This window comes from Curtobacterium sp. 9128 (assembly GCF_900086645.1).
Taxonomy (GTDB): Bacteria; Actinomycetota; Actinomycetes; order Actinomycetales; family Microbacteriaceae; genus Curtobacterium.
This window is the reverse complement of the sequence record NZ_LT576451.1, coordinates 2,654,862-2,674,820: the sequence shown is the minus strand read 5'-3', so window position 1 is coordinate 2,674,820 and position 19,959 is coordinate 2,654,862. Positions and strand designations below refer to the sequence as shown.

Here is a 19,959-nt window from a genome sequence, read left to right as displayed (position 1 = left end):
CCGAACTTCCGTCGACAGGAGACACCATGGCCAACCCCCAGGGCATCATCGACCCGCCCATCGACGACCTGCTGTCCAAGGTCGAGTCGAAGTACGCGCTCGTCATCTTCGCGTCGAAGCGCGCGCGCCAGATCAACGACTACTACGCCGACCTGCACGAGGGCTCGCTCTTCGACAACGTCGGTCCGCTCGTCGACTCCACGATCGACGACAAGCCGCTGTCGGTGGCCCTCCACGAGATCAACGAGGACAAGCTCACCGCCACCAAGCAGCAGCCGCAGCCCACCGTCTGACCCCGGTGACGTCCAGCACCCTGCGCCTCTTCACGTCCGAGTCGGTCACCGAGGGGCATCCAGACAAGATCTGCGACCAGATCTCGGACAGCATCCTCGACGCCCTCCTCGCGGTGGACCCGCACGCGCGCGTCGCCGTCGAGACGATGGTGACGACCGGGCTCGTGCACGTCGCGGGCGAGGTCACGACGTCGGGCTACGTCGAGATCCCGAAGATCGTCCGCGACGTCATCACGGGCATCGGGTACAACTCGTCAGAGGTGAGCTTCGACGGCCACACCTGTGGTGTCGAGGTCTCCATCGGCGCGCAGTCGCCGGACATCGCGCAGGGCGTCGACGAGTCGCTCGACGCCCGCTCGGGTGCCGGCGTCGACGCGCTCGACCGCCAGGGCGCCGGTGACCAGGGCATCATGTTCGGCTTCGCGACGAACGAGACGCCCGAGTACATGCCCGTCGCGATCTGGCTCGCACACCGGCTGGCCGAGCGCCTGGCCGCCGTCCGCAAGTCCGGTGAACTGCCGTTCCTGCGTCCCGACGGCAAGACCCAGGTCACCGTCGGGTACGACGGCGTCGTCCCGAAGACCGTCGAGACCGTCGTCGTGTCGACGCAGCACTCGCCGAGCGTCACGCTCGACGAACTGACCGCGGCGATCACCGAGCACGTCATCCGACCGGTCCTGGCGCTGTCGGAACTCGACTCGTCAGACGTCGAGGTCATCGTGAACCCGACCGGTCGCTTCGAGATCGGCGGTCCCCAGGGCGACGCCGGACTCACCGGCCGCAAGGTGATCGTGGACACGTACGGCGGTGCCTCCCGGCACGGTGGTGGCGCGTTCAGCGGCAAGGACCCGTCGAAGGTCGACCGCTCCGCTGCCTACGCCCTGCGCTGGGTCGCGAAGAACGCCGTCGCCGCCGGGCTCGCCGACCGGCTGGAGGTCCAGGTCGCCTACGCGATCGGCCGCGCGAAGCCCGTCGGGCTCTACGTGGAGACGTTCGGCACCGGGCACGTCGACGACGCCACGATCGAAGCCGCCATCCGACAGGTCTTCGACCTCCGTCCGGCCGCGATCATCCGTGACCTCGACCTGCTCAAGCCGCGCTACGCGCAGACCGCGACGTACGGCCACTTCGGCCGGGAGCTCCCCGGGTTCACCTGGGAGCAGCTCGACCGCGTCGAGGAACTCCGCCAGGCGGCAGGACTCGTCTCCGTCGCCGTCTGAAGGCACGCGTGACCACCGTCGCGCGCGTCGTCCTCGACTCGCCGCTCCCGCAGCTCGACCGTCTGTTCGACTACCGGGTGCCGGCTGAGCTCGAGGACGACTGCGTGCCGGGGGTCCGCGTGAAGGTGCCACTGCGCACCGGGGCACGGATGTCCGACGCGTACGTCGTCGAGGTGCTGCACGAGGGCGGCTACCCGGGAGAGCTCAGCGCGATCGAGACGCTCGTCAGCCCGGTGCCGGTGCTCGCGCCGGAGATCTGGAAGCTCGCGCGCGCGGTGTCCGACCGGGCAGCCGGGGTGGCATCGGACGTGTTGCGCCTGGCCGTGCCGACGCGGCAGGTCCGGGCCGAGAAGGCCTGGCTCGCGCGGGACACGTCCGCGGTGCCACCCACGGTGGTCGCCCCGACCGTGACGGGCTACGGGGACGGCGTGCTGGAGGGCGTCCTGGCGAAGGGCGGCCGTGCGGCGGTCGCAGCGGTGCCACACCCCGTCGACCTGGGGTCCGCCGACGAACCGGTGTGGGTCCCCGGCTGGGCCGCGACGCTCGCGCAGGCCGCAGCACGGACCCTCGCCACCGAGCGGTCGGCCGTGATCGCGGTCCCGGACTTCCGCGACGTGATGGACCTGGAACGGGCGCTGCACGCGCTCGTCCCCGTCGAACGGGTGGTCCGGTTCGACGCCAAGCAGACGAACGGTCAGCGCGCGAAGGCGCTCTTGCAGGCGCGGACGCACCCGGTGGTGGCGATCGGGAACCGGACGGCGATGTACGCGCCCGCCGACGACCTCGGGCTGATCGCGATGTGGGACGACGGCGACCAGTCCTTCATCGAGCCGCGAGCGCCCTACGTGCACACGCGCGACGTCGCCCTCGTCCGGGCGGCGCAGTCCGGCGCCGCACTGCTGTTCGCCGCACACGCCAGGAGCACCGACGTCCAGCGGCTCGTCGAGCTGCAGTGGCTCGAGGACGTCGTGCCGTACCGCCAGCCCGTGCCGAACGTCATCCCGACCGCACAGCAGGTGAACGCCGACGGTCCGGCCGCCCAGGCCCGGATCCCGAGCAGCGCGTGGCGTGCCGCACGAGAGGCCAGCCGGACGGGCCCGGTGCTCGTGCAGGTCGCGAACCCGGGCTTCGGCACCGGGCTCGTCTGCGCCGACTGCGGCGAGCGGGCGCACTGCCGGGTGTGCGGCGGCCCGCTCGGCAGCCCGACGCACGGTGCCGTCCCGCAGTGCCGCTTCTGCGGTGCCCTCGCGGTCGGGTACCGCTGCCCGACGTGCGGTGGGGGCAAGTTGAAGCCCGTCGGTCAGGGTGCCCAGCGCACCGCGGACGAACTCGGTCGGGCGTTCCCCGGCACCCGGATCATCGTCGCGGACGGGTCACGACCGATCGACGAGGTCCCCGCGAGACCCGCGGTGGTCGTCGCGACGCGGGGAGCGGAACCGTCGACACCGGGTGGGTACGCCTGCGTGCTGCTGCTCGACGGCGAACGCATGCTCGCGCGGGAGGGCCTCCGCGTGCAGGAGGAAGTGCTGCGCTTCTGGACGAACGCCGCCGCGAAGGGCGCACCGGGTACCGAGGTCTACCTGGTCGGCATCGGTGGCCGTCTCGCGACCGCGATGGCCCTGTGGCAGCTCGACGGTCCCGCGCACGACGAGCTCGTCGACCGCCGCGAGCTGCTCTTCCCGCCGGCCGTCCGGGTGGCGACGCTGACCGGGACGGAGCAGGCGGTGACCGCGGCGGTCGAGGCGCTCGGCGACGCCCCGGTCGGTCCCGTGCTCGGTCCCGTGCCCGTCGACGACCCGGTCCCCGGCACGGTCCGCGCGATCGTGCGCTTCCCGTACGCGCACGGCACCGAGGTCGCGGCGACGCTCAAGGCCGAGGTCATCCGGCGCTCCTCGACCCGCCGGGTGCTCCCTGGCGGCGAGAAGCGGCGTGCGGCTCCTGCGCTCCGCGCGCGGCTCGACGACGCCGAGCCCTTCTCCGAGGTGTGACGCGCGGCGGGTGGTCGCGCCCGCGCCCGCGCGCCACGACGTCTCGCGCCGACCTCGCGTGACAACTTCTCGCGCCGACCTCGTACGACGACGCCGCTGTCGTACGACAACGCTCGTGTCGCTGCTTGCAGGGAAGAACTGTGCGCGTGTGCAACAAGCGACGACCTCGCTGTCGTACGACAGCGGTCGTGTCGTTCCGAGTCGACACCCCGCGACCGCCGCAACCCCGCCGCGACCTGTGCCAGGGTGAAGGGCGGTGACCACGAGTCGCCGCCAGACGACATTCACGACGAGGTGAACGCCATGCGAGCGCTGTACAAGCCCGATGCCGCCCCGGGACTGGTCATGGTCGACCGTCCCGTGCCGGTCCCCACCGAGGACGAGGTCCTGATCCGGGTGCTCCGGACCGGCATCTGCGGCACCGACCTGCACATCAGACGATGGGACGACTGGGCAGCCTCCGCCGTCACCGCGCCGTTGGTCCCCGGGCACGAGTTCTTCGGCGAGGTCGTCGAGGTGGGCGCCGCCGTCCGGGACGTCTCGGTCGGGGACCAGGTCTCCGGAGAGGGGCACATCGTGTGCGGCACCTGCCGGAACTGCCGCGCCGGTCGCCGTCAGATGTGCATCCGCACGAAGGGTCTCGGCGTGCAGCGGGACGGCGCCTTCGCCGAGTACCTGACGCTCCCCGGCGCGAACGTCTGGGTCCACCACGAGACGATCGAGCCGGAGGTCGGCGCGCTGTTCGACCCGCTCGGGAACGCCGTGCACACCGCTTTGGCCTTCCCGGTCGTCGGCGAGGACGTGCTCGTGACGGGGTGCGGACCGATCGGCCTCATGGCGATCGCGGTCGCCCGGCACGCCGGAGCCCGGTTCGTGGTGGGGACGGACGTCAGCGCGAACCGCCTGGCGATGGCGACGGAGATGGGCGCCGACGCCGCGGTCGACGTCCGGGCCGGCGGTGCCGAGGCGATCCGAGCGGCGCAGCACGACCTCGGCATGCGCGAGGGGTTCGACGTCGGCTTCGAGATGTCCGGAGCGCCGGACGCACTGCCCTCGATGGTCGCGAACATGAACCACGGCGGTCGGATCGCGATGCTCGGCCTGCCGTCGAGCACGATCGCCGTCGACTGGGGACTCGTCGTGACGCACATGCTCACCGTGAAGGGCATCTACGGCCGCGAGATGTTCGAGACCTGGCAGGCCATGAGCTCGATGCTGCAGACGAGCACGGCGCTGCGTGACCGCATCGGGTCACTCGTGACGGCACGGTTCCCCGCGGACGCGTGGGAGCAGGCATTCGACGCGGCAGCGACCGCAGACGGCGGCAAGGTCGTCATCGACTGGACGGAGCACTGATGTACGGCGCGATCAAGGACCACCTGGCGAGCGAACTCGCGGGCATCGAGGACGCTGGACTCACCAAGCACGAACGGGGCATCGCTGGTCCCCAGCGCGCCGCGATCGACGCGGACGGGCGCGAGCTCCTCAACTTCTGCGCGAACAACTACCTCGGGCTCGCCGATTCGACGGACCTGGTCGGCGCCGCGAAGGACGCGCTCGACCGCTGGGGCTACGGGATGGCGAGCGTCCGGTTCATCTGCGGGACGCAGGACCTGCACCTCGACCTCGAACGCCGGGTGTCGTCGTTCCTCGGCACCGAGGCGACGATCCTGTACTCGTCGTGCTTCGACGCGAACGGCGGGCTGTTCGAGGTGCTGCTCGGCCCCGAGGACGCGATCATCTCCGACGAGCTCAACCACGCCTCGATCATCGACGGCGTCCGACTCTGCAAGGCACAGCGGTACCGCTACCGGAACCGCGACATGCAGGACCTCGAGGCGCAGCTCGTCGCCGCGGGGGACGCGCGCTTCCGGGCGATCGTCACGGACGGCGTGTTCTCGATGGACGGCTTCATCGCACCGCTCGCGGAGATCTGCGACCTCGCGGACCGCTACGACGCCCTGGTCATCGTGGACGACTCGCACGCCGTCGGCTTCATCGGGGAGCACGGTCGCGGAACGCCGGAGCACTGCGGGGTCGCGGACCGGGTCGACGTCTACACCGGCACCTTCGGCAAGGCACTCGGCGGCGCGTCCGGCGGGTACGTGTCGAGCCGGAAGGAGATCGTCGACCTGCTCCGGCAGCGCTCGCGCCCGTACCTCTTCTCGAACTCGCTCGCGCCGGTCATCGCAGCGGGGACGGTTGCGGCGCTGGACCTCATCGAACGCTCCGACGACGCCAGGGCCCGCCTGGTGCGGAACGCCGAGCGCTTCCGGACGCGGATGACCGACGCCGGGTTCGAGCTGCTCCCCGGTGAGCACCCGATCGTGCCGGTCATGTTCCACGACGCGGCCCTGACGGCACGGATCGCCGACGAGATGCAGAGCAGAGGGGTCTACGTCACCGCGTTCAGCTACCCCGTGGTGCCGAAGGGGCGTGCCCGCATCCGCGTGCAGCTCTCCGCCGCGCACACCGAGGAGCAGATCGAGGCGTGCGTGCAGGCGTTCACCGAGTCGCGGGACGCGGCGACGACGACCTGAGGCATGGGAGGATCGAACCCATGCGTCTCGTCGTCGCCGGCAGCCCCGCTGCGGCCGTCCCCACCCTCCGCCGGCTCGCGGCCTCCGACCACGAGATCGCCGCGGTGCTGACGCGTCCGCCGACGCCGCAGGGCCGGAAGCGCGTGCTCGCCCCGACCCCGGTGGCGCGGGTCGCCGAGGAGCTCGGACTCCCCGTCATCGAGGCGTCCCGCGTCGACGACGACGTCACCCGGCAGCTCGTCGACCTCGACGTCGACCTCGGCGTCATCGTCGCCTACGGCGCGCTGCTCCGCCGTCCGGCGCTCGACGCGCCGCGGCACGGCTGGATCAACCTGCACTTCTCCGACCTGCCGGCGTACCGCGGCGCGGCCCCGGTGCAGCGTGCCGTCATGGCGGGGGACACGACGACCGCCGCGACCGTGTTCCAGCTCGTCGAGGCGCTCGACGCCGGGCCGGTCTTCGCCGCCGAACCATTCGTCATCGGACCGGAGGCCACGTCGGGCGAGGTCCTCGCCGCGATGGCCGAGACGGGCGCAGCGGTCGTCGCCCGCGTCGTCGAGGGCATCGCCGCCGGGACCGCCACCGCCACCGAGCAGGTCGGCGAGCCGACCGTCGCTCCGAAGACCACGATCGAGGACGGCCGGATCGACTTCGCCGAGCCCGCCTCCGCCGTGCACGCCCGCATCCGCGGCGTGACGCCGGAACCAGGAGCGTTCGCGTACCTGGGGGAGACGCGCGTCAAGCTGCTCCGCGTGGCACGGTCGGGAGGCCCGGGAGACCCCGCCCCGTCGCTCGCCCCCGGCGCGCTGGCCGTCCAGGGCGGTCGGCTGTTCGTCGGGACCGGTGACGGTCCGCTGGTGCTCACCGAGGTCCAGCCGGCGGGCAAGAAGGCGATGGACGCCGCCGCCTGGGCCCGCGGGCTCGGCGAACTCGACGGGAAGACCCTCGCATGAGCCCCCACCAGCAGCACCAGCAACCGGCGCGCACCGTCCGCGGACCGAGCGCACGCCGCGTCGCGTTCGACGTCATCCGCGCCGTGCAGGTCGACGACGCCTACGCGAACCTGCTCCTCCCGACCCGTATCCGCCGAGCCGCGCTCTCCGCTCGCGACGCCGGGTTCGCCACCGAGCTGACGTACGGCACGATCCGGATGATCGGCCGGTACGACGCCATCGTGGAAGCGGCTTCGGGACGGCGGGTCGTGAACATCGAGGCGGACGTGCTCGACGTCATGCGCCTCGGCGTCCATCAGCTCCTCGCGATGCGCACCCCGGTGCACGCCGCGGTGTCCGCGACGGTCGAGCTCGCCCGCGAGGTCGGTGCCCGCCGTGCCACGGGCTTCGTGAACGCCGTCCTGCGCAAGGTCGCCGCGAAGACGCCGGACGAGTGGGACGCCGAGATCACCCGCGGGCTGTCCGGGGACGCCCTCCTCGCGACCAGGTGGTCGCACCCGACCTGGGTCGTGTCGGCGCTCCGCGACGCCCTCGCCGCCGAGCGCTCCCGCGACGAACTCGTGGCGTTGCTCGCGGCGGACGACGTCGCACCCCGTGTGCAGCTCGCCGCGCTGCCCGGTCTCGCGACGGAGGACGACCTCGCCACCGCGACCACCGCGGTGGAACCGGCCACGGACGAACCGGAGGCCGACGACGCGGACGGTGCCGAGCCTCCCGTGCCGGTGTCCCAGGTCGTGACGGACGCCGACGCCCTGCCGGTGTCGCCCGTCGGGATCCGCGGCGTCACCGGCGATCCCGCCCGCGTGCCCGGGGTCGCGGCCGGGCGACTGCGGGTGCAGGACGAGGGCTCGCAGCTCGCCGCGCTGGCACTGAGCCGGGCGTCGGCGGTCCGCGCGGGGGAGCGCTGGCTCGACCTGTGCGCCGGACCAGGCGGCAAGGCCGCGCTGCTCGCCGCCGAGGCTGCGCAGGGCGGCGCGACGCTCGTGGCCAACGAACTCGTGCCAACGCGTGTCGGACTCGTGAAGCAGGCCCTCGCGGGGTTCGGCGACACGGTCACCGTCGTCGAGGGAGACGGCCGGCGGTACGGGCTCGACGGCTCCGGCGTGACGTTCGACCGCGTGCTCCTCGATGCGCCGTGCACCGGACTCGGTGCGTTGCGCCGGCGGCCGGAGGCACGCTGGCGGAAGGTACCGGAGGACGTGCAGGAGCTCGCGGCGCTGCAGGCCGAGCTGCTCGACGCGGCGGTCCGGGTGCTGGCACCCGGCGGGACCCTGGCGTACGTGACGTGCTCGCCGCACCTGGCAGAGACACGCGGGCAGGTCGACGCGCTGATGGCACGGCACGGCGGGGTGCTCGAGCAGGTCGACACGGCGTCGGTCGTGCGGTCGGTGGCCGCGCGTGATCCGCAGGTCCCCGACGGCATGACGGCGCAGCTCTGGCCGCACCGCATCGGCACGGACGCGATGTTCATCGCGCTGTTCCGTCGCGTCGCCTGACGGGTTGCACCCCGTGCAGCCCGGGTGATATGTTGGCTGCACAAGACCGGTTCCGCCTGCTCGCAGGTCCAGGGCCGGTCCTTTTTTCGGCCGGGGAGGCGACGGATGGGGGCGCCGAAGCAGTTCAGATCGTACGAACAGCAGCTCCAGCAGTTGCTCGATCGCGGGCTGATCGTCGACGATCCCCAGCAGGCGCTGACGTGGCTCGCTCGGGTCAACTACTACCGGTTGAGTGGCTACTGGTACCCGTTCCGGCGGGTCGAGGACGGACGTCGGCTCGATGGGTTCCGCCGAGGAGCGTCCTTCGCCGACGTGATCGCTCTGTACGAGTTCGACGAGCGGCTCCGGACCGCGGTCTTCGAAGCGCTCGCGCCCGTCGAGCTCTCGGTCCGTGCCCACCTGGGTCATGCGCTCGGCCGTCTCGACGCAACCGCTCACCTCGCGCCCGAGATTCTCGGCCCGTTGGCTCGGAGGGGAGATGCCTACTCGGTGTGGCGTCGGAAGTTCGAGACCAGCGTGTCCATGTCTCGTGAGGACTTCGTCGAGCACCATCGCAACCAGTACGCCGGCGTGCTCCCGGTCTGGGCGGCCGTCGAGGTGCTCGACTGGGGTGGGCTGGTGCGGTTGTTCGAGTTCGCTCCGCCGGTCGTGCAGCAGGCGATCGCCACTGAGTACTCGCTCCGCGCTCCCCAGCTGACCTCGTGGCTCCGCGCGCTCAACACCGTGCGGAACGCATGCGCCCACCACGGTCGGCTGTTCAATCGTGTCTACTCGAAGCGACCGAGGCTGCCTGGGGCCGGATCCGACCGCTCCCTGGACTTCGCCGCGGCCAGTATGAACCGGACCTTCGGTCAGCTGACCCTCGTGCAGTTCCTCCGGAACGAGCAGGGCATCGGACCGTCGCGTCTCATGTCGCGAGTCGTCGACAGCCAGCCCGCCGTCCGATTCGTGCCGCCTGCCGTGATCGGGACGCGCGACGGTTGGCGGGAACTCCCACTCTGGCGACGAGCGTCCTGACGACGCGGTCAGCGGTCGACGCGGAAGACGAAGGCGGGCTTCGTCACCAGGCGGGCCGCGGCTCGCACGAAGCGGGCGCCCTTGCCCTGGTTGCCGTCGGAGGTCGGAGCGCGGTGCTCCTCGGCCTCGCGGATGCGCCAGGCCAGGTCGGTTCCACGAGCCTCGTACGCGACTCGCTCCATCGCCTCCAGGACGTGCTTCTCGGCGTCGTCGACTGTCGTTGCGCCGGTCGCGGCCGCGCTCGACCATGCCGCGCGCAGCACCGCCTCGACGGCGGTCACCCCTTCGAGGACCTCGGGGTGGGTCAGCCCGAGGCCGCCGGACATGACCAAGCGGAGGTCGATCGAGACCGGCGTGCCGTGATCCAGCTCGTCGAGCCGCACCTGCCCCCGGCCTCCGCCGTGCTCCCAGCGACGGGCATCGCCGTGCGCGAGGAAGAAGGCGAGGTCGACCGCCTCGTGCACGTCCTCGAGCGCAGCGATCGTCTCGCTCAACGGCACACCACGGTCCTCGCCGAACTCGATCCGCACGCGGATCGACTCCGCATCCGTGCGGATCTGATCATCGGTCACGATCTGCAGCCTACGTGCGCCGGTAGGCTCGTGGGGTGACGATCCGTATCTCGCCGAGCATCCTGTCCGCCGACTTCGCGAACCTCGAGCGTGAGCTCCACCGCATCGCGACCGCCGACATGGTGCACGTCGACGTGATGGACAACCACTTCGTGCCGAACCTGACGCTCGGGCTGCCGATCGTGCAGCGCCTGCAGCAGGTGTCGCCGGTGCCGCTGGACGTGCACCTGATGATCACCGACGCCGACAGCCAGGCCCCGCAGTACGCCGAGACGGGCGCCGCGAGCGTCACGTTCCACTTCGAGGCGGCCACCGACCCGGTCGCGACCGCCGCGGCCATCCGGTCGAACGGCGCCCGCGCGGCGATCGCGGTGAAGCCAGGGACCCCGATCGCGCCCGTGCTGGAACACCTCGACGCGTACGACATGATCCTGCTCATGACGGTGGAGCCCGGCTTCGGTGGGCAGTCGTTCATGCCCGATGTCATGCCGAAGCTCGCCGACGCACGGGCAGCGGTCGACGCCTCCGGGCTCGACGTCTGGCTCGAGGTCGACGGCGGCATCGGTGTCGACACCGTGCCCCAGGCGGTGCAGAGCGGCGCGGACACCCTCGTCGCAGGCTCGGCCGTCTACGGCGGCGAGCCCGCATCGCGCATCGCCGACCTCCGCGACGCGGCGCAACGTGCGCTCGCAGGACGGTAGCCTGGGAGCGTGAAGACGTTCGACGACCTGTTCGCGGAGCTGACCGAGAAGGCCGCCACGCGCCCCGAGGGCTCCGGCACCGTCGCCGAACTGGACGCCGGAGTGCACCAGATCGGCAAGAAGATCGTGGAAGAGGCCGCAGAGGTCTGGATGGCCGCCGAGTACGAAGGCGACGTCCGCACGGCCGAGGAGATCTCCCAGCTCGTCTACCACCTGCAGGTGCTGATGGTCGCGAAGGGCCTCACCCCGGCGGACGTCTGGCGACATCTGTAGGCCTCGCCTCCAGAATCGTCACCAGACCTCCACCAGAAAGCAGACCCCCTGATGCTCCGCATCGCCGTGCCCAACAAGGGCTCACTCTCCGAGACCGCCTCCGAGATGCTGCGGGAGGCCGGGTACGCCGGTCGCCGTGACCCGAAGGCGCTCCACCTCGTCGACGACCGCAACGGGGTGGAGTTCTTCTTCCTGCGCCCGCGGGACATCGCCACGTACGTCGGGTCCGGCGCGCTCGACGTCGGGATCACCGGCCGCGACCTGCTCCTCGACTCCGGGTCGACCGCGCACGAGGTCGATGCGCTCGGCTTCGCCGACTCCACGTTCCGCTTCGCCGGTACGCCCGGTCGGTTCACGGCCCTGCAGGACCTCGACGGCGTCCGGGTCGCCACCAGCTACCCGGGACTCGTCGGGGAGTTCCTCGCGAAGCACGGCGTCACCGCGACGCTCGTCAAGCTGGACGGTGCCGTGGAGAGCGCCGTGCGCCTCGGTGTGGCCGACGCCGTCGCGGACGTCGTCTCGACGGGCAGCACCCTCCGGCAGGCCGGGCTCGAGATCTTCGGGCCGGTGATCCTCGAGTCGACCGCGCTCCTCATCACCACCGACGAGACGATCGCGGGCATCGACGTGCTCCGCCGCCGGCTGCAGGGCGTCCTCGTCGCCCGCGGCTACGTGATGCTCGACTACGACATCCCCACCGAACTGCTCGAGCAGGCGACGGCGATCGCGTCCGGCATCGAATCGCCGACGGTCTCGCCGCTGCACGGACGCGACTGGGCTGCCGTCCGCGTGATGATCCCGCGCGACGACGCGAACCTGATCATGGACGCCCTCTACGACCTCGGCGCCCGCGCCATCCTGGTCAGCCCGATCCACGCGGCACGACTGTGACCACGGCGACCGGAGCCGTGGGCGGCACTCGCGGCGGGGTCGCGGTCCGCGTGATCCTCTGCCTCGACGTGTCCGGTGGACGCGTCGTGAAGGGCGTGAACTTCCTCGACCTGCAGGACGCCGGCGACCCCGTCGAGCTCGCGGCGCGCTACTACGAGCAGGGTGCGGACGAGCTGACGTTCCTGGACGTCGGCGCGACCGTCGAGAACCGGTCCACGATGTACGAGACCGTCACGCGCACCGCCGAGCAGGTCTTCATCCCGCTCACGGTCGGCGGTGGCGTCCGGAGCGTCGACGACGTGTCACGACTCCAGCAGTGCGGCGCGGACAAGATCGGCGTGAACAGCGCCGCGATCGCCCGGCCCGACCTCGTCGGCGAGATCGCGGACCGGTTCGGCGCGCAGGCCGTCGTCCTGTCGCTCGACGTGAAGCGGTCGGACCGGATGCCCTCCGGGTTCGTCGTGACGACCCACGGCGGCCGCACCGAGTCGGACCTCGACGCGATCGCCTGGGCGCGGGAAGCCGTCGAGCGGGGCGCGGGAGAGCTGCTCGTCAACTCGATCGACGCCGATGGCACGAAGAACGGGTTCGACCTCGAGCTGACCGCCGCGGTCCGTGCGGTGTCGTCGGTCCCCGTGATCGCCTCCGGCGGTGCCGGCAGCCTCGACCACTTCGCCCCGGCCGTCGACGCCGGCGCGGACGCGGTCCTCGCCGCGAGTGTGTTCCACCGCGGGGAGATGACCATCGGGGACGTCAAGGACGCGCTGCGGGGGACCGGGCACGCCGTACGCTAGGAGCCTCATGACCGACAGCACCAGCACCAGCACGGACGCGGTCCTCGACCGCGCACGCTTCGGTGCGGACGGGCTGCTCCCGGCAGTCGTGCAAGAGGAATCCAGCAAGGACGTCCTCATGCTCGGCTACATGGACCGGGAAGCCCTCCGCCGCACCCTAACCGAGGGGCGGGTGACCTTCTGGTCCCGCTCGCGGCAGGAGTACTGGCGCAAGGGCGACACCTCCGGTCACGCCCAGTACGTCCGGGCGGCGGCGTTCGACTGCGACGCCGACACGCTCCTCGTCACGGTGCAGCAGGTCGGTGCCGCATGCCACACCGGTGCGCACCGATGCTTCGACGTCGACCCCCTGGAGCCGGTGACGGCGTCCGCTCCGGTGACCACGGCAGTGGAGGAGACCCGATGACCACCGCGACGCTCGCCGAGCAGCCGCACACGACCTCCCGTCCGGAGTTCGACGGCCTGGTGGCGGACGGCCACCGCGTCGTCCCCGTGGTGCGCGCGCTCTACGGCGACAGCGAGACGCCGGTCGGTGTCTACCGGAAGCTCGCGGACGGCCGTCCCGGGTCGTTCCTGCTCGAGTCGGCCGGCCAGGGCGGCCTGTGGTCGCGGTGGTCGTTCGTCGGCGTGCGGAGCTTCGGCGTCCTGACCCAGGACGGCGACCGTGCGGCGTGGATCGACACCGGGATGAGCGCCGAACGCGCCGTGGGATCCCTCGACGGTGCGCCGCTCGACGTGCTCGCACGGCTCCACGAGCGTTGGGCGACCCCGCGCGTCCCCGGCACGCCGCCGCTCGTCGGCGGCACGGTCGGGTTCATCGGCTGGGAGGCCGTCCGGCAGCTCGAGCACCTGCCGAACGTCCCGCAGGCCGACTTCGACGTCCCGGGCCAGTCGCTCGCCTTCGTCTCCGAGCTCGCGGCGCTCGACCACCGCACCGGACTCGTCCTGCTGGTCGCGAGCGCGCTCAACGACGGCACCGACGACGCCGACGTGCTCTGGGCCGCGGCGCAGGAGCGCCTCGACCGGATGCAGGCCGACCTGGTCCAGCCGACGGCGGCGACCGTGGCCGAGGCGTTCGACATCGCCGAGCCGACGCCCAGGCACCGGTCGACGCCGGACGAGTACATGGCAGCGGTGACCCGGTCGAAGGACTTCATCCGTGACGGCGACGTGTTCCAGGTCGTCATCTCGCAGCGGTTCGACCACGACGTCACGGCAGAGCCGCTCGACGTCTACCGGGTGCTCCGGACGCTGAACCCCAGCCCGTACATGTACTTCCTGTCGATGGAGGACACCGTGGGCAAGCCGTTCTGGATCGTCGGCGCCTCGCCGGAAGCGCTGGTGAAGGTACAGGGCGGCCGGGCCATCACGCACCCGATCGCCGGGTCCCGTCCGAGGGGCGCCACCCCGGAAGAGGACGTGCGCTTCGGCGAGGACCTGCTCGAGGACCCGAAGGAGCGCGCGGAGCACCTGATGCTCGTCGACCTCTCCCGCAACGACCTGCAGAAGGTCTGCGAACCGGGCACCGTCGCCGTCACCGAGTTCATGACCGTGGAGCGCTTCAGCCACATCATGCACCTGGTGTCGAGCGTGGAGGGCTCCGTCCGTCCGGAGGCGTCGGCGATCGACGTGTTCCGTGCGACGTTCCCGGCCGGCACGCTGTCCGGTGCGCCGAAGCCGCGCGCGCTCGAGATCATCGACGAGCTCGAACCGGCCAAGCGCGGTGCGTACGCGGGGGTCGTCGGGTACTTCGACTTCGCCGGTGACGCGGACCTGGCCATCGCGATCCGCACCGCGCTGATCCAGGACGGCGTCGCGCGGGTGCAGGCGGGAGCGGGGCTCGTCGCCGACTCCGACCCCGAGACCGAGCACACCGAGGCCGTCAACAAGGCAGCGGCCCCGCTCCGAGCCGTCGCGACCGCCAACAAGATGCGGGAGGTCCGCTCGTGAAGCGCTCCCGTCCGCTCGTCGTCGTCATCGGGTTGGCCGTCGCCGGCATCGTGATGCTCTCGTGGACCCAGACCTGGTTCACGGTGCACCTCGACGCCGCCTCGGCCGTGACCACCACCGTGGACGCCGACGGCTCGAAGGCGGTGCCGCAGTACACCGCGCTCGCGATCGCGTCGCTCGCACTGTTCCTGGCCATGACGATCGCCGGACGCGTCGTCCGGGTCGTCCTCGCGGTGATCGAGGTCCTGCTCGGCGTCGCGATCGTCGTCGCCGGCATCAACGCGCTGGCCGATCCGGTCGCCGCCGCGAGGGGGGCCATCGGTGAGGTCGCCGGCGTGAGCGACCTGTCAGCGGTCCGCCGGGTCGTCACGAGCGTCGACGTCTCCGCGTGGCCCGTCGTCGGCATCGTCGGGGGAGTCCTCGCGGTCTTGCTCGGCGTGGTGGTCCTGGTCGTGCAGCGGTCGTGGCCGGGGCCGAGCCGGAAGTACGCCGCGACGCCGACCGCGACGCCGAAGGCCGCGCCCGTGGAACGGGACGCGGTCGTCGACTGGGACGACCTGAGCGCAGGCGTCGACCCGACCTCCGTCGACGCGACGTCCGGCACTGCGCCGAGCGACGGGACGGACGCCGCCGACACGGTAGGCTGGGAACCGCGCCGCTCGACCGACGGCGCCACCGACCACGAGGAGCACCGTGAGCACCACTGAGCCCGCAGAACTCGGCGAAGGCCACTCGCCGGCAGCCTGGACGTCCGTCATCATCATGCTGGTGGCGTTCGCGATCGGCACGATCTGCTTCTGGTTCAGCATCGTGTGGGGGGTCTGGGCCTCCGCGGGACTGCTCGTCGTCGGCATCATCGTCGGATGGGCGATGGGCAAGGCCGGCTACGGCGTCAACGGTCCGAAGTACGTCTCCAAGCACCACAACGAGTAGGTCCACGATGCCGAACGTGCTCGAGACCCTCGTCGCGGGCGCGCTCGAGGACGCCGCGGCCCGTCGCGCCGACCGTCCGTACTCGGACGTCGAACGCGACCTCGACCGGGTCGCGTCGCCGCTCGACGCGCTCGACTTCCTCGCACCGGGCGACCGCGTGAAGGTCCTCGCCGAGGTCAAGCGCGCGAGCCCGTCGCGCGGTTCGATGGCGCCCATCGCCGACCCGGCTGCCCTCGCCGCCGAGTACGAGCGTGGCGGTGCCTCGGCGATCAGCGTCCTGACCGAGGGGCGGAAGTTCCTCGGCAGCCTGGCCGACCTCGAAGCCGTCAAGGCACGCGTCTCGGTGCCGGTCCTGCGCAAGGACTTCATCGCCGATCCGTACCAGGTGATCGAGGCCCGTGCCTCCGGAGCGGACATCGTGCTGCTCATCGTCGCGGCCCTCGAGCAGCAGCAGCTGGTCGAGCTCCACGACCTCGCGGAGCAGCTCGGCATGCGTGTCCTGGTGGAGGCCCACTCCGCCGACGAGGTCGCGCGCGGTCTCGACGCCGGTGCGCGCATCCTCGGGGTGAACGCCCGCGACCTGACGGACTTCTCGCTGGACCGTGACCTGTTCGGCTCCCTCGCCGGCGCGATCCCGGACGGGGTCGTCCGTGTCGCCGAGTCCGCCGTCGCCGGTCCCGCCGACGTCGCCCACTACCGCGCTGCGGGTGCCGACGTCGTCCTGGTGGGGGAGGCGCTCGTGACGGGCGCCGACCCCGCTGCTGCACTCGCGTCGTTCATCGACGCCTGACCCTTCGTCCGGCCAGGTGCCGGACACGTTCCGGGAGCACCATCGTGACCTCACTCCGTGACCTCCACGGCCCGTACTTCGGCGACTTCGGCGGACGCTTCGTCCCCGAATCCCTCGTGCTGGCCCTCGACGAACTCGAAGCCGCCTTCCGCGAGGCCTGGGCGGACCCGGCCTTCCACGAGGAGCTCGACGCCCTGCAGCGCGACTACACCGGACGCCCGTCGATCATCACCGAGGTGCCGCGGTTCGCGAAGCACGCAGGCGGCGCCCGGGTGATCCTCAAGCGCGAGGACCTCAACCACACCGGTTCGCACAAGATCAACAACGTCCTCGGCCAGGCCCTCGTCGCGAAGCGGCTCGGCAAGACGCGCCTGATCGCCGAGACCGGCGCTGGTCAGCACGGTGTCGCCACGGCGACGGCTGCCGCGCTCTTCGGCATGGACTGCGTCGTGTACATGGGCGCGGTCGACACCGACCGGCAGGCGCTCAACGTCGCCCGCATGCGACTCCTCGGCGCCGAGGTCATCCCGGTCGAGACCGGATCGAAGACGCTGAAGGACGCGATCAACGACGCGCTCCGCGACTGGGTGGCGAACGTCGACTCGACGCACTACCTGCTCGGCACGGTCGCGGGTCCGCACCCGTTCCCCGAGATGGTGCGCGAGTTCCACAAGGTGATCGGTGTCGAGGCACGCCAGCAGGTGCTCGACCTGGTCGGCCGCCTGCCCGACGCCGTCGCCGCGTGCGTCGGTGGCGGATCGAACGCGATGGGGATCTTCGAGGCGTTCCTCGACGACGAGTCGGTCCGCCTGCACGGCTTCGAGGCCGGTGGCGACGGCGTCGAGACCGGTCGGCACGCTGCCAGCATCACCCTGGGCCGCGAGGGCGTGCTGCAGGGGACGAAGTCGTACCTCATGCAGGACGAGGACGGCCAGACCATCGAGAGCCACAGCATCTCCGCCGGCCTCGACTACCCGAGCGTCGGCCCGGAGCACGCGTACTTGGCGTCGATCGGCCGTGCGCGGTACGAGCCGATCACGGACGACGAGGCGATGGAGGCCTTCCGGCTGCTCAGCCGCACCGAGGGCATCATCCCGGCGATCGAGTCGTCGCACGCGCTCGCGGGGGCGATCAAGCTCGGCAAGGAGCTCGGCCCGGAGGGTGTCGTCCTGGTGAACCTGTCCGGCCGCGGCGACAAGGACGTCGCATCGGCCAGCCGGTACTTCGGCATCCTCGACGAGAACGCGGTGCAGCTGTGAGCACGACGAACACGAACACGGTCGCGACGACGATCGACCAGGCGAACGCGGACCGCGCCGGAGCCGTGGTCGGGTACCTGCCCGCCGGGTTCCCGGACGTGAAGACGAGCATCGACGCCGCCGTCGCCCTCGCCGAGAACGGCGTGGACGTCATCGAGCTCGGCCTGCCGTACTCGGACCCGGTGATGGACGGCCCGGTCATCCAGCGCGCGGCCGAGGAGTCGCTCGCGAACGGGTTCCGCGTGGCGCAGGTCTTCGACGCCGTGCACGAGATCACCGAGCGCGCCGGCATCCCGGTGCTCGTCATGACGTACTGGAACCCGGTGCTCCGCTACGGCGTGGACCGGTTCGCGGACGACCTCGTGGCCGCCGGCGCCGCTGGGCTCATCACCCCTGACCTCATCCCGGACGAGGCCACCGAGTGGCTCACCGCGTCCGAGCGGACCGGACTCGACCGGGTGTTCCTCGCCGCACCGTCGTCGACCGATGCGCGCATGCGCCAGGCTGTCGAGTCGAGCCGCGGGTTCGTCTACGCCGTCTCGACCATGGGGGTCACCGGCGCGCGCGTCGGCGTCGACGCCGCGGCACGCACCGTCGTGTCCCGGCTCCGCGACGCCGGCGTCGACCGGACGTGTGTCGGGCTCGGCATCTCGACGGCCGACCAGGTCGCCGAGGTCCTCGACTACGCCGACGGTGCGATCGTCGGCTCGGCCTTCGTCCGTGCCCTCGCCGACCTCGGTGTCACCGGTGCCGGCCAGCGCGCTGCGGAGCTGACAGCGGGCGCGCAGCGCCGCTGAGAACCGGGACGGGAGGCCCGGCGGACGTCAGCCGATCGGCTCACGTCCGCCGGGCCTCCCGTCCACCCGCATCACGGTTTCCACAGACAGCCGCCGCCGGGTCCTGACCACCGTGCCACCCGCGCTACAGTGATCCGGGATCGTCGCGACTGCGACGCCCGCGGCGCACACCGAAAGGCGACAGCACCTCCATGCCCCTCCTGAGCATCCCGAGCCCCAGCACCGCCTGGCAGTACTTCGATCTGACCGCTTGGCTGCGCGACGCGTTCGGGTGGTCGCTGCCCCTCGACTTCCGGATCCACGCGTACGCGATCTGCATCCTGCTCGGCATCGTCGCCGCCGTCGTCGTCACGAACCGACGGCTCAACGCCCGCGGCGTGGAGCGCTGGATCATCATCGACATCGCGATCTGGGCGGTGCCGGCCGGCATCATCGGCGGGCGCCTGTTCCACGTGTTCACCCACGTCAGCGACTACTTCGGTCCCGGGCGCGACCCGCTGTCCTTCCTCTACATCTGGGAAGGCGGCCTCGCGATCTTCGGGGCGCTCATCCTCGGGTCGGTCGGTGCCTACATCGGATGCCGCCAGGTGGGGCTCCGGTTCACGGCCTTCCTCGACGCCGTCGCGCCCGCGATGCTGCTCGCACAGGCGTTCGGCCGGCTCGGCAACTACTTCAACCACGAGCTGTTCGGCATGCCGACCAGCCTGCCGTGGGGTCTGCAGATCGAGTCGTCCAACGCGGCCTACCCGACGGGGCTGCCGGAGGGCACGCTGTTCCACCCGACCTTCCTCTACGAGATCATCTGGAACGTCCTGGGCTTCGTCGTGATCATCCTGATCGACCGCAAGTTCAGCCTCCAGTGGGGCCGCGTGCTCGCCCTGTACCTGATCTGGTACGGCCTCGGCCGGTCGTTCCTCGAGTCGATCCGCGTCGACACCTCCGAGACCTTCTTCGGCATCCGGACGAACGTGTGGGCCTCGTTCGCGGCGATCCTGCTGGGCCTCATCATCTTCTGGATCCAGTCGAAGCGGCACACCGGCAAGGAGCCGAGCCCCTACATGCCCGGTCGCGGGCCCCGTGCGAACTCGGATGTAGACTCGGACGACACCTACTCGGAGCACGGGGACGACGCACCCCTCGCCGCCGACTCCGAACCGGTCGCCACAGCAGCCGACCGTTCCTGAGGGGTCCGCTGCAGCGACCCGCTCAGTGCGACACACAAACCGCGCACCACACAACCCGCGCACCACCACAGCAACAGGTCCACCACAAGCGGGCCAGAACACCTCCGCACGCCGCAGGGCAACTCGCTGACGTCGTGCACGGGCACCAGTCCCGCCCAAACGGGCGGCACGCACCGCCGGGCCACCGCTGTCCCTGTTCCACTTCCTCGTGAGGACGGTTCCCCATGGCGCTCCTGCCACCACAGTCCACGTCTCGTCCGGCCGCAACGGGCCGGGCCACGGCGCTCCTGCCTGCGCACCGGCGGTTC

Annotated in this window: 21 protein-coding genes; 20 read left to right on the top strand and 1 reads right to left on the bottom strand. The window is 71.4% G+C overall.

All coding sequences use genetic code 11. From position 1 onward, the window contains the following. The first annotated feature begins 26 nt into the window (after window positions 1-26). From rpoZ to QK288_RS12825, 8 genes are all read left to right on the top strand, one after another. Window positions 27-293: a DNA-directed RNA polymerase subunit omega gene (gene rpoZ / locus QK288_RS12860; RefSeq protein WP_281264696.1), complete on the top strand. Its 267-nt coding sequence runs from the start codon at window positions 27-29 to the stop codon at window positions 291-293. A 5-nt stretch (window positions 294-298) separates the two neighbouring features. Then, the gene (gene metK, locus QK288_RS12855) at window positions 299-1,513 is read left to right on the top strand and encodes a methionine adenosyltransferase (RefSeq protein WP_281264695.1); all 1,215 of its coding nucleotides are present in this window, start codon (window positions 299-301) and stop codon (window positions 1,511-1,513) included. 8 nt (window positions 1,514-1,521) lie between these two features. Then, the gene (locus QK288_RS12850) at window positions 1,522-3,501 is read left to right on the top strand and encodes a primosomal protein N' (protein WP_281264694.1); all 1,980 of its coding nucleotides are present in this window, start codon (window positions 1,522-1,524) and stop codon (window positions 3,499-3,501) included. Between the two features lie 303 nt (window positions 3,502-3,804). After that, window positions 3,805-4,857, top strand: coding sequence for an L-threonine 3-dehydrogenase (gene tdh / locus QK288_RS12845; RefSeq protein ID WP_281264693.1), 1,053 nt, complete (start codon window positions 3,805-3,807; stop codon window positions 4,855-4,857). Next, window positions 4,857-6,041, top strand: coding sequence for a glycine C-acetyltransferase (locus tag QK288_RS12840; RefSeq protein ID WP_281264692.1), 1,185 nt, complete (start codon window positions 4,857-4,859; stop codon window positions 6,039-6,041). The genes tdh and QK288_RS12840 overlap by 1 nt, the downstream gene beginning before the upstream one ends. A 20-nt stretch (window positions 6,042-6,061) precedes the next feature. After that, window positions 6,062-6,994, top strand: a complete 933-nt coding sequence (gene fmt, locus QK288_RS12835; protein WP_281264691.1) for a methionyl-tRNA formyltransferase — start codon at window positions 6,062-6,064, stop codon at window positions 6,992-6,994. After that, a complete protein-coding gene (locus QK288_RS12830) occupies window positions 6,991-8,490 on the top strand; it encodes a transcription antitermination factor NusB (RefSeq protein ID WP_281264690.1) in 1,500 nt (499 codons plus the stop codon). Before fmt ends, QK288_RS12830 begins: the two co-directional genes overlap by 4 nt. A 105-nt stretch (window positions 8,491-8,595) precedes the next feature. Continuing rightward, window positions 8,596-9,507: an Abi family protein gene (locus QK288_RS12825; RefSeq protein ID WP_281264689.1), complete on the top strand. Its 912-nt coding sequence runs from the start codon at window positions 8,596-8,598 to the stop codon at window positions 9,505-9,507. Between the two features lie 8 nt (window positions 9,508-9,515). Here QK288_RS12825 and QK288_RS12820 read toward each other — a convergent pair whose 3' ends face one another. Next, window positions 9,516-10,079 carry a hypothetical protein gene (locus QK288_RS12820; RefSeq protein ID WP_281264688.1) on the bottom strand — a complete coding sequence of 188 codons (564 nt, stop codon included), beginning with the start codon at window positions 10,077-10,079 and terminating at the stop codon, window positions 9,516-9,518. A 35-nt stretch (window positions 10,080-10,114) separates the two neighbouring features. On the opposite strand from QK288_RS12820, the gene rpe reads away from it, so the two are divergent. From rpe to lgt, 12 genes are all read left to right on the top strand, one after another. Then, entirely contained in the window at window positions 10,115-10,780 is a 666-nt protein-coding gene (rpe, locus tag QK288_RS12815) for a ribulose-phosphate 3-epimerase (protein WP_281264687.1), read from the top strand. Window positions 10,781-10,789: 9 nt separating this feature from the next. Further along, window positions 10,790-11,053: a phosphoribosyl-ATP diphosphatase gene (locus QK288_RS12810; protein WP_281264686.1), complete on the top strand. Its 264-nt coding sequence runs from the start codon at window positions 10,790-10,792 to the stop codon at window positions 11,051-11,053. A gap of 51 nt (window positions 11,054-11,104) precedes the next feature. Then, window positions 11,105-11,944: an ATP phosphoribosyltransferase gene (gene hisG / locus QK288_RS12805; RefSeq protein WP_281264685.1), complete on the top strand. Its 840-nt coding sequence runs from the start codon at window positions 11,105-11,107 to the stop codon at window positions 11,942-11,944. Between the two features lie 17 nt (window positions 11,945-11,961). Beyond that, a complete protein-coding gene (gene hisF, locus QK288_RS12800; protein ID WP_281264684.1) occupies window positions 11,962-12,738 on the top strand; it encodes an imidazole glycerol phosphate synthase subunit HisF in 777 nt (258 codons plus the stop codon). Window positions 12,739-12,745: 7 nt separating this feature from the next. Then, the gene (gene hisI, locus QK288_RS12795; RefSeq protein ID WP_281264683.1) at window positions 12,746-13,144 is read left to right on the top strand and encodes a phosphoribosyl-AMP cyclohydrolase; all 399 of its coding nucleotides are present in this window, start codon (window positions 12,746-12,748) and stop codon (window positions 13,142-13,144) included. Further along, window positions 13,141-14,688, top strand: a complete 1,548-nt coding sequence (locus QK288_RS12790) for an anthranilate synthase component I (protein ID WP_281264682.1) — start codon at window positions 13,141-13,143, stop codon at window positions 14,686-14,688. The genes hisI and QK288_RS12790 overlap by 4 nt, the downstream gene beginning before the upstream one ends. After that, window positions 14,685-15,395, top strand: a complete 711-nt coding sequence (locus tag QK288_RS12785) for a Trp biosynthesis-associated membrane protein (protein WP_281264681.1) — start codon at window positions 14,685-14,687, stop codon at window positions 15,393-15,395. Before QK288_RS12790 ends, QK288_RS12785 begins: the two co-directional genes overlap by 4 nt. Next, window positions 15,382-15,621: a DUF6704 family protein gene (locus tag QK288_RS12780; protein ID WP_281264680.1), complete on the top strand. Its 240-nt coding sequence runs from the start codon at window positions 15,382-15,384 to the stop codon at window positions 15,619-15,621. The genes QK288_RS12785 and QK288_RS12780 overlap by 14 nt, the downstream gene beginning before the upstream one ends. A 16-nt stretch (window positions 15,622-15,637) precedes the next feature. Beyond that, window positions 15,638-16,411: an indole-3-glycerol phosphate synthase TrpC gene (gene trpC / locus QK288_RS12775; protein ID WP_281267586.1), complete on the top strand. Its 774-nt coding sequence runs from the start codon at window positions 15,638-15,640 to the stop codon at window positions 16,409-16,411. Between the two features lie 44 nt (window positions 16,412-16,455). Then, window positions 16,456-17,670 (top strand): tryptophan synthase subunit beta, encoded by a 1,215-nt coding sequence (gene trpB, locus QK288_RS12770; protein ID WP_281264679.1) that lies wholly within the window; start codon window positions 16,456-16,458, stop codon window positions 17,668-17,670. Next, window positions 17,667-18,467, top strand: coding sequence for a tryptophan synthase subunit alpha (trpA, locus tag QK288_RS12765; RefSeq protein ID WP_281264678.1), 801 nt, complete (start codon window positions 17,667-17,669; stop codon window positions 18,465-18,467). The genes trpB and trpA overlap by 4 nt, the downstream gene beginning before the upstream one ends. Window positions 18,468-18,658: 191 nt before the next feature. Continuing rightward, the gene (lgt, locus tag QK288_RS12760; RefSeq protein WP_281264677.1) at window positions 18,659-19,651 is read left to right on the top strand and encodes a prolipoprotein diacylglyceryl transferase; all 993 of its coding nucleotides are present in this window, start codon (window positions 18,659-18,661) and stop codon (window positions 19,649-19,651) included. Window positions 19,652-19,959 lie beyond the last annotated feature (308 nt).